The sequence below is a fragment of the Sulfuricurvum sp. genome, assembly GCF_028710345.1.
In the GTDB taxonomy this organism is placed as follows: domain Bacteria; phylum Campylobacterota; class Campylobacteria; order Campylobacterales; family Sulfurimonadaceae; genus Sulfuricurvum.
The window spans coordinates 272,773-280,923 of the sequence record NZ_JAQTUH010000004.1 but is presented as its reverse complement, the minus strand read 5'-3'; the positions used below and the strand labels follow the sequence as shown (position 1 = coordinate 280,923).

Here is an 8,151-nt window from a genome sequence, read left to right as displayed (position 1 = left end):
CTCACAACAACAGGTGCACTCAATACTGCTTTCTTAAAAGCCAATGCAACCGGTACGGCAACCGATGCTAATGATTACATTCTCTATAACACTACTACCGGAACACTCAGCTATGATGCCGATGGTAGTGGAGCAACCGCAGCGGTTCAGTTTGCTACTCTAACAGGACACCCGACGGTTACAAGTGTGGACTTTACGGTAGTATAAACACTAATAATGACACTCTAAGGAAGTCCAAGATATACTTTAAAACACAAAATTAAGTAAAAGATAATGAGTTGAATAGTATAAATTGGATCACTTTTTTAAAAATAGCTTCAAAAATTTCTTGGAATGACTATCGACAAGGGATTAAGGCAGACCGAATTTTTCGCAAATCCTATGCCCGCTATCATAAGCATGGCTGGGATGGAATGACTTCTCGATTAATGATTGAATATACGCAAATAAAAGAAGCCCATTTTTTTGGTCACTATAAATCATCTACTTTTTTTAATACATCAAATCTTCAAAAAAAATATCTCCATTTTCAATTACTTATAAAACAAAAAATGGCTAAAGATCCTTTAATGGCATCCGTATTAAAAGAAAAAGCAGAGAGAATTCCACAAGTGTTTTGGTATGCTTTTGATACCAAAAGCTATCTCATTGCAAATGCTGATGTTCAATCAGCAATAGAACAAAAGATATTTAAAAATCCTAGAGAACATTTTATTTTATACGGCTATGATGAGATATTAGAGGGTAGACGAAGAATAGGAAATGAATTTCCCTTTATTACCGAAAATGACTACCTTCAAAACAACAACGATATCCGCCTGCTGGTAGAAAAAAAAGAACTCACAAGTGGATACCAGCATTTTTTAGAAAACGGATATCAAGAGTTTATCGATAAACGACGTAATATTGGAGGAAGCTACCCATTCGGTATAACTAAAAATCTATTGAAAAAACTGAAAATGATTTTTTCAGTTACCAAATATATAGATGCCAATCCAGATATATCCGATGCGATAAATGAGGGGAAATTTAAAAATGAATGGGAGCATTTTATCCGATGCGGTATTCATGAAATTCGACAGGGGAATCGTCAAATTGATCCCGATGTTCCTGCTATCAATGAATGCGAATATGTTTTTTACTTTCACGATATTTTTCAAGAATTAAAACAAGGAAATATGGTTTCTCCTTTTGAGCACTTTTTGTTATTAGGTGCACATGAGATACGAACGGGTTTACGAAAACTCCCTAATAATAAAAAATATTTTTATTTTCCTCCAAAATTTAGACCAGAGATCGACCCCCTTTCGAGTGCTATCTTCTTCAGCATCATCATGCCAGTATATAACGTAGAGCCAAAATGGCTAGAGATGGCGATAGAGTCGGTTCGAAGCCAATGGTATCCGAATTGGGAACTGTGCATAGTCGATGATGCAAGCACCAACAAAGATACGATAGAGTATTTAAAAAGTATCAATGACCCTAAAATAAAAATAGAGCTTCTTACTAAAAACGTTAATATTTCCGAAGCCTCCAATGTTGCCCTAAAAATGGCTAGCGGAGAGTACATCGTGCTAATGGATCACGATGATGAACTAACCGTAGATGCTCTTTATGAAGTAGCTAAAACGATTAATGAATCGGGAGCAGAGTTTATTTATTCCGATGAAGATAAGATCGAAATGAACGGGACACACAGTGATGTTCACTATAAACCTGACTATGCCCCCGATATGATTTTAAGCCAAAACTATATCAGCCATCTCGGAGTCATTAAAAAAGAGTTAATCGATACTGTTGGTGGATTTAGCACAGAAGTAGAGGGTTCACAAGACTATGATCTTTATCTCAAAGTATTAGAACAAACCAATAAAATCGTCCATATACCCAAAGTGCTGTACCATTGGCGAAAAATTCCGGGTTCAACCGCAGCAGAATTCAGCGATAAATCATACGCCCAAGAGGCTGGAAAACTAGCCTTAGAAAATACAATCAAACGGCGCAGTCTTGATGCTACAGTTGAAAACGGAAAGTATCCTGGAACCTATAGAGTCAAATATGCCATTAAATTTGATCCTCTAGTGAGTATCATCATCCCATTTAAAGACAAACCTGAATTGCTTAAAATGTGTATTGATTCAATTCTCGACAAATCAACCTACGAAAATTATGAGATTATCGGTATCAGCAATAACAGTACCGAAACATCAACTTTTTCGATGATGAAACAACTCGAAAAACTAGATAGCAGGGTTCATTTTTATGAGTACAACAAACCATTTAACTACTCTGAGATCAATAACTATGCAGTACATACTTATGCTAAAGGTGAGCATATCGTATTGTTAAACAACGATATAGAGATCATTACACCCGAATGGATAGAGTCGATGTTAGAGTTTTCCCAACGCCCTGATATCGGTGCGGTAGGAGCTAAACTCTATTACCCCAATGATACCATCCAGCATGCAGGGGTTATTGTAGGATTAGGTGGAGTTGCCGGACATTCTCATAAACATTTCCCAAAAGAGCACCCCGGATATTTTTTCCGTCTTAATATCTCCCAAAATCTTCTTTCGGTGACCGCGGCATGTTTGATGGTGAAACGTTCTGCTTATGATACGGTCGGTGGACTAAACGAGGTGGATTTAAAAATAGCGTTTAACGATGTCGATTTTTGTCTTCGCTTAGTTGAAGCGGGATATTTAAATGTTTTTACCCCTTATTGCGAGGCGTATCACCATGAATCAATCTCACGTGGTGCAGAAGATACCGATGAAAAAAAATTACGCTTTGCAAACGAAGTTAACTATATGCAATCAAAATATCAAAAGATACTAAATTTAGGGGACCCCTACTATAATTCTAATCTTACTTTAGATCGAGAAGATTTCACCTATAGGTAAAAAATACCAAATGAATAAAAATTTAGCCAACTTTTCACTGTTACAACAAAAATATTTGTGCTATTATCTCGATCAACTGAACCATCAAACAGACGAATATCTAATTACCAAAACTTTATCAGATACCACAAAAATCAATTCTAATTTTATGTTACAAAAAGAGTTTTATGCTCTTTTAAATAAATTTATGCAGATTCCACTCCCATTCTTAGATGTTTTTAGTGAAGAGAGCTATCTATTAGCCAATCCTGATATCGCTGAAGCAATCCAAGAAGAAAAATTTTTAAATGCTTTAGAACATTTCATTCTCTTCGGTTACGACGAGGTGAAAAATGGAACTCGTCGAATCGGCAATCCTTTTCCATATATGAGTGAAAACGATTATCTGCGTGCAAATCCAGATCTTGAGCTAACAGCACAAAATACTATAGCCTTTTCCCCTTTTCACCATTTTTTAGAGTATGGAATGCACCAGTTTTTATCAGGAGAACGGTTACTGGAAGGAGAATATGTTTTTGAGATATCTTCTGAAATTCTAAAAAATATTACTAAATTATTTGATGAAAAAAACTATTTAAAAGCTAATCCCGATGTATACGATGCAATAAAAATAGGAGAGTTTGAAAACGGATGGGACCATTTTATCCGATGTGGTATTCATGAAGCACGCAAAGGAGAGCGCAAATTACATCCGCGTATTCCATTTCTCTCTGAATGCAAATACGTCTCACTCAATCCTGATATTTTAGCGGCGATGCAACGTCATGAGATCACTATGCCATATGAGCACTTTTTAGTGTATGGCTATACAGAAATGACTAGAGGAACACGACGATTAAAAGGGTATTCGAATTACTTTTACACCGAACCTGAATTAGATGAAGAATTAAGTCAAGTAATCGGCACTATTTCCGAAAACCTCACATTTTCGATCATCATGCCAGTATATAACGTAGAGCCAAAATGGCTAGAGATGGCGATAGAGTCGGTTCGAAGCCAATGGTATCCGAATTGGGAACTGTGCATAGTCGATGATGCAAGCACCAACAAAGATACGATAGAGTATTTAAAAAGTATCAATGACCCTAAAATAAAAATAGAGCTTCTTACTAAAAACGTTAATATTTCCGAAGCCTCCAATGTTGCCCTAAAAATGGCTAGCGGAGAGTACATCGTGCTAATGGATCACGATGATGAACTAACCGTAGATGCTCTTTATGAAGTAGCTAAAACGATTAATGAATCGGGAGCAGAGTTTATTTATTCCGATGAAGATAAGATCGAAATGAACGGGACACACAGTGATGTTCACTATAAACCTGACTATGCCCCCGATATGATTTTAAGCCAAAACTATATCAGCCATCTCGGAGTCATTAAAAAAGAGTTAATCGATACTGTTGGTGGATTTAGCACAGAAGTAGAGGGTTCACAAGACTATGATCTTTATCTCAAAGTATTAGAACAAACCAATAAAATCGTCCATATACCCAAAGTGCTGTACCATTGGCGAAAAATTCCGGGTTCAACCGCAGCAGAATTCAGCGATAAATCATACGCCCAAGAGGCTGGAAAACTAGCCTTAGAAAATACAATCAAACGGCGCAGTCTTGATGCTACAGTTGAAAACGGAAAGTATCCTGGAACCTATAGAGTCAAATATGCCATTAAATTTGATCCTCTAGTGAGTATCATCATCCCATTTAAAGACAAACCTGAATTGCTTAAAATGTGTATTGATTCAATTCTCGACAAATCAACCTACGAAAATTATGAGATTATCGGTATCAGCAATAACAGTACCGAAACATCAACTTTTTCGATGATGAAACAACTCGAAAAACTAGATAGCAGGGTTCATTTTTATGAGTACAACAAACCATTTAACTACTCTGAGATCAATAACTATGCAGTACATACTTATGCTAAAGGTGAGCATATCGTATTGTTAAACAACGATATAGAGATCATTACACCCGAATGGATAGAGTCGATGTTAGAGTTTTCCCAACGCCCTGATATCGGTGCGGTAGGAGCTAAACTCTATTACCCCAATGATACCATCCAGCATGCAGGGGTTATTGTAGGATTAGGTGGAGTTGCCGGACATTCTCATAAACATTTCCCAAAAGAGCACCCCGGATATTTTTTCCGTCTTAATATCTCCCAAAATCTTCTTTCGGTGACCGCGGCATGTTTGATGGTGAAACGTTCTGCTTATGATACGGTCGGTGGACTAAACGAGGTGGATTTAAAAATAGCGTTTAACGATGTCGATTTTTGTCTTCGCTTAGTTGAAGCGGGATATTTAAATGTTTTTACCCCTTATTGCGAGGCGTATCACCATGAATCGATCTCACGTGGTGCGGAAGATAATCCTGAAAAAATCAAACGGTTTCAACAAGAGATTGAGTATATGAAAAAAAATCATCAAAAAATCTTAACACAAGGGGACCCCTACTATAATTCTAATCTTACATTAGATAGAGAAGATTTTTCTGTAGATATTAAAGTTAGGACATAATTAAGCTATGAAAAAAATATATTTACACATAGGATGTGGCAAAACAGGCTCTTCTGCCTTACAGTTATGGCTAAATCACAATGCTAATTTTTTAGAAAAAAATGGATTAAGCTATCCCCTTTTTGGTCAAAAACGCTTAGGTGAATATGACATTTCATCAGGAAATGCAGCCGGTGTGACTAATGCTATTATGGAGGGAAAAGGGGAAGAATTTTTTACTAATTTACTCCGACATATAAATGACAATCAAGATATTTTACTTTCTTCAGAAGCATTTCAACGTCTTAACAACAGTCAACTAATCGAACTCAAATTGCTATTTACTCGCCTTAATTTAGAGCCTGTAATTATTGCTTATGTTAGAGATGTTTATGACATGATGTATTCATCTTACCTACAATTAATAAAACGCCATCTATACACAAATACCTTTTCAAATTATGCGATATTATGTCATTCATTACAACAGTTTTCAGTTGTACGAAACTGGCATAGCGTTTTTGATAATATAAAAGTTATTCATTATGATACAGCAAAAAGTCAATTAGATAAAAGTTTTTTAGAAGCAATTGATCGAACAAATTTAAATGTTCCGGCAATTAACGAAAATAAAGTAAATCGCTCCTTAACGCTTCAAGAGGCAGAGTTACTTCGATACGTAAATCAGCTCTATATTTCACGCGGTAAAGGCATGAGAGAGGATATCTGTAGTTTAATATCGGACAGACTGATTAAAGCCAACCCAGAAAAACAAACCCCTATCTATTATTCTGAAAAGATCCATCAACACATAGAAAAAGTATTTTCAAAAGATATTGATTGGATTAATAACACTTTTTTTAATAAGGAGAAAAAATTACAAATTTTTTCTAAAGAGAACAAATACCTAGAGAGCACAATTCCTGAAATAGATCCCGATTATTTTCTATTTTTAGAGACTATTATGCAATATACTGAATCATTTAAATTCGAAAATAGCAATATACAAGATAATAATAGTAGTAATCTGCAGCCTTTAAATATTAATGACACAAGGATACCCGATGTACTAAGAGATGCTGCCATGGAACGCGAAAATAGAGATCTAGAAGAAGCAATACTATTCATGTCTGTTGCACATATCCTACGTCCAACTGGACCAGTAATTGAAAAAAAACTTCATGAATATTTGACATTAAGAACAGCTCAAAACTCATGAAGCTATCTTTTTCCATATTATGGAAATTGCCATAAAACTATCCAATTTTACAAATAATTTCGTAGGTCATCCTTATACAAACCAGCATAGCTTTTTCAATGCACTTAAATAATTGTTGAACCTCATCTCCCTCTTCTAAACTCTACAACACACACATCTCTTATCCGAAACTCACATTAACATTAATTGACATGGAAGCCTGTTAAGTGTGTTTTATGCTGTTTTAAAATATAATCTACTTATTATGTTTCACTATAAAAAAGAGTAAACCATGCAAAAATGTATTATGGTCTTAGGGATGCATCGTTCAGGCACATCCGCTGTGAGTGGTGTTTTAAACTACATGGGGCTTGAGTTAGGTAGTGATCTAATGTGGCCAAACGATGCTAATCCTAAGGGTTATTTTGAAAATAATTTTATTTATAGATTAAATGAAAAAATTCTAGATGAATTTGGATCATCATGGAGTGATTATCGATTTGACATTACAAAACTAGATCAATCGCAAAAAGAACTTTATATTATTGAGGCTCAAAAAATAATTGAAAATGAATTTCGTTACTCATCGAATTTTGTTATCAAAGATCCACGAATATGTCTTCTTTTTCCGATCTGGGAAGAAGCATGCAAAAAACTTGGCATTGAAATAAAAATTATTATTCCTTATAGAAATCCAATAGAAGTGGCAGCTTCATTAAAAAAAAGAGATGATTTTTCATATGAGAAAAGCTTGATTTTATGGTCAAAACATTTTTTATCCGCCAATTATTTTAGTAAAAACTATGAAAGACTTTTTATATCATTCGATGAGCTTGTTGACAATACTCAAAATACTTTAACGACACTAGAACAATTTACAGGCTTAGAAATTTCTAAATCACGAAAGTCAAAAATCACAAAAGACTTTATAGATAGCTCCGTCAAACACAATAATATTTCAATAGAAAATTTCACACAAGACACACCTCTCTTTTTGCAAAAAATTTTAAAAATCATAAAAGAGAAAAATTTTGATTATGACATTTTAAATGAAATACGAAAAGATTTTCTCTTTTCGTTAGATTTTTTTCAACACAGTGAACTATTCGATTTTATACGACAGTTGAAAGAACAAAATTCTATCCTAGAAAAAATAAAAGACATTACTACATTTGATAAAGAATATTATTTAAACAAATATAAAGATATTAAAGGAAGCAGTAAGGATCCTTTTGAACATTTTTTAAGCCATGGCAAAAAAGAAGGACGATTCCCAAATATTTACTGTGAATTAAATAATATTACTTCTGTAAACACTATTTTGACATCTGAAATGATTTATTTAAAAGACCAACACGTAGCACAACAAAACGAGACACTGCAACAACAAGAGGCGGAGATTCAACACAAAGCTTCAGTGATAGCTTCATTGCGAGGGCAAAAACAAGAGCTAGAGAGTCAACTCAGTAATGCCCAAGAAGTACAGGCACAAGCGGAACAACAAATGATTATTCTCCAAGAGGAGATAGCAAGTCATGAAGCAC

At 34.8% G+C, this 8,151-nt stretch carries 5 protein-coding genes; all 5 read left to right on the top strand.

Annotated features, from left to right (window positions below):
* The coding region (locus PHC76_RS07600; RefSeq protein WP_299970301.1) for a hypothetical protein at positions 1-207 on the top strand (207 nt) is incomplete at its 5' end.
* A gap of 71 nt (positions 208-278) precedes the next feature.
* Positions 279-2,906, top strand: coding sequence for a glycosyltransferase family 2 protein (locus tag PHC76_RS07595; RefSeq protein WP_300209907.1), 2,628 nt, complete (start codon positions 279-281; stop codon positions 2,904-2,906).
* 10 nt (positions 2,907-2,916) lie between these two features.
* Complete coding sequence (locus tag PHC76_RS07590) at positions 2,917-5,430, top strand: glycosyltransferase family 2 protein (RefSeq protein WP_300209905.1); 2,514 nt, start codon at positions 2,917-2,919, stop codon at positions 5,428-5,430.
* A gap of 7 nt (positions 5,431-5,437) precedes the next feature.
* Positions 5,438-6,628, top strand: coding sequence for a hypothetical protein (locus tag PHC76_RS07585; RefSeq protein ID WP_299970290.1), 1,191 nt, complete (start codon positions 5,438-5,440; stop codon positions 6,626-6,628).
* 271 nt (positions 6,629-6,899) lie between these two features.
* Positions 6,900-8,151, top strand: a 1,252-nt coding sequence (locus tag PHC76_RS07580; protein ID WP_299970287.1) for a hypothetical protein, incomplete at its 3' end; no start/stop codon positions are given.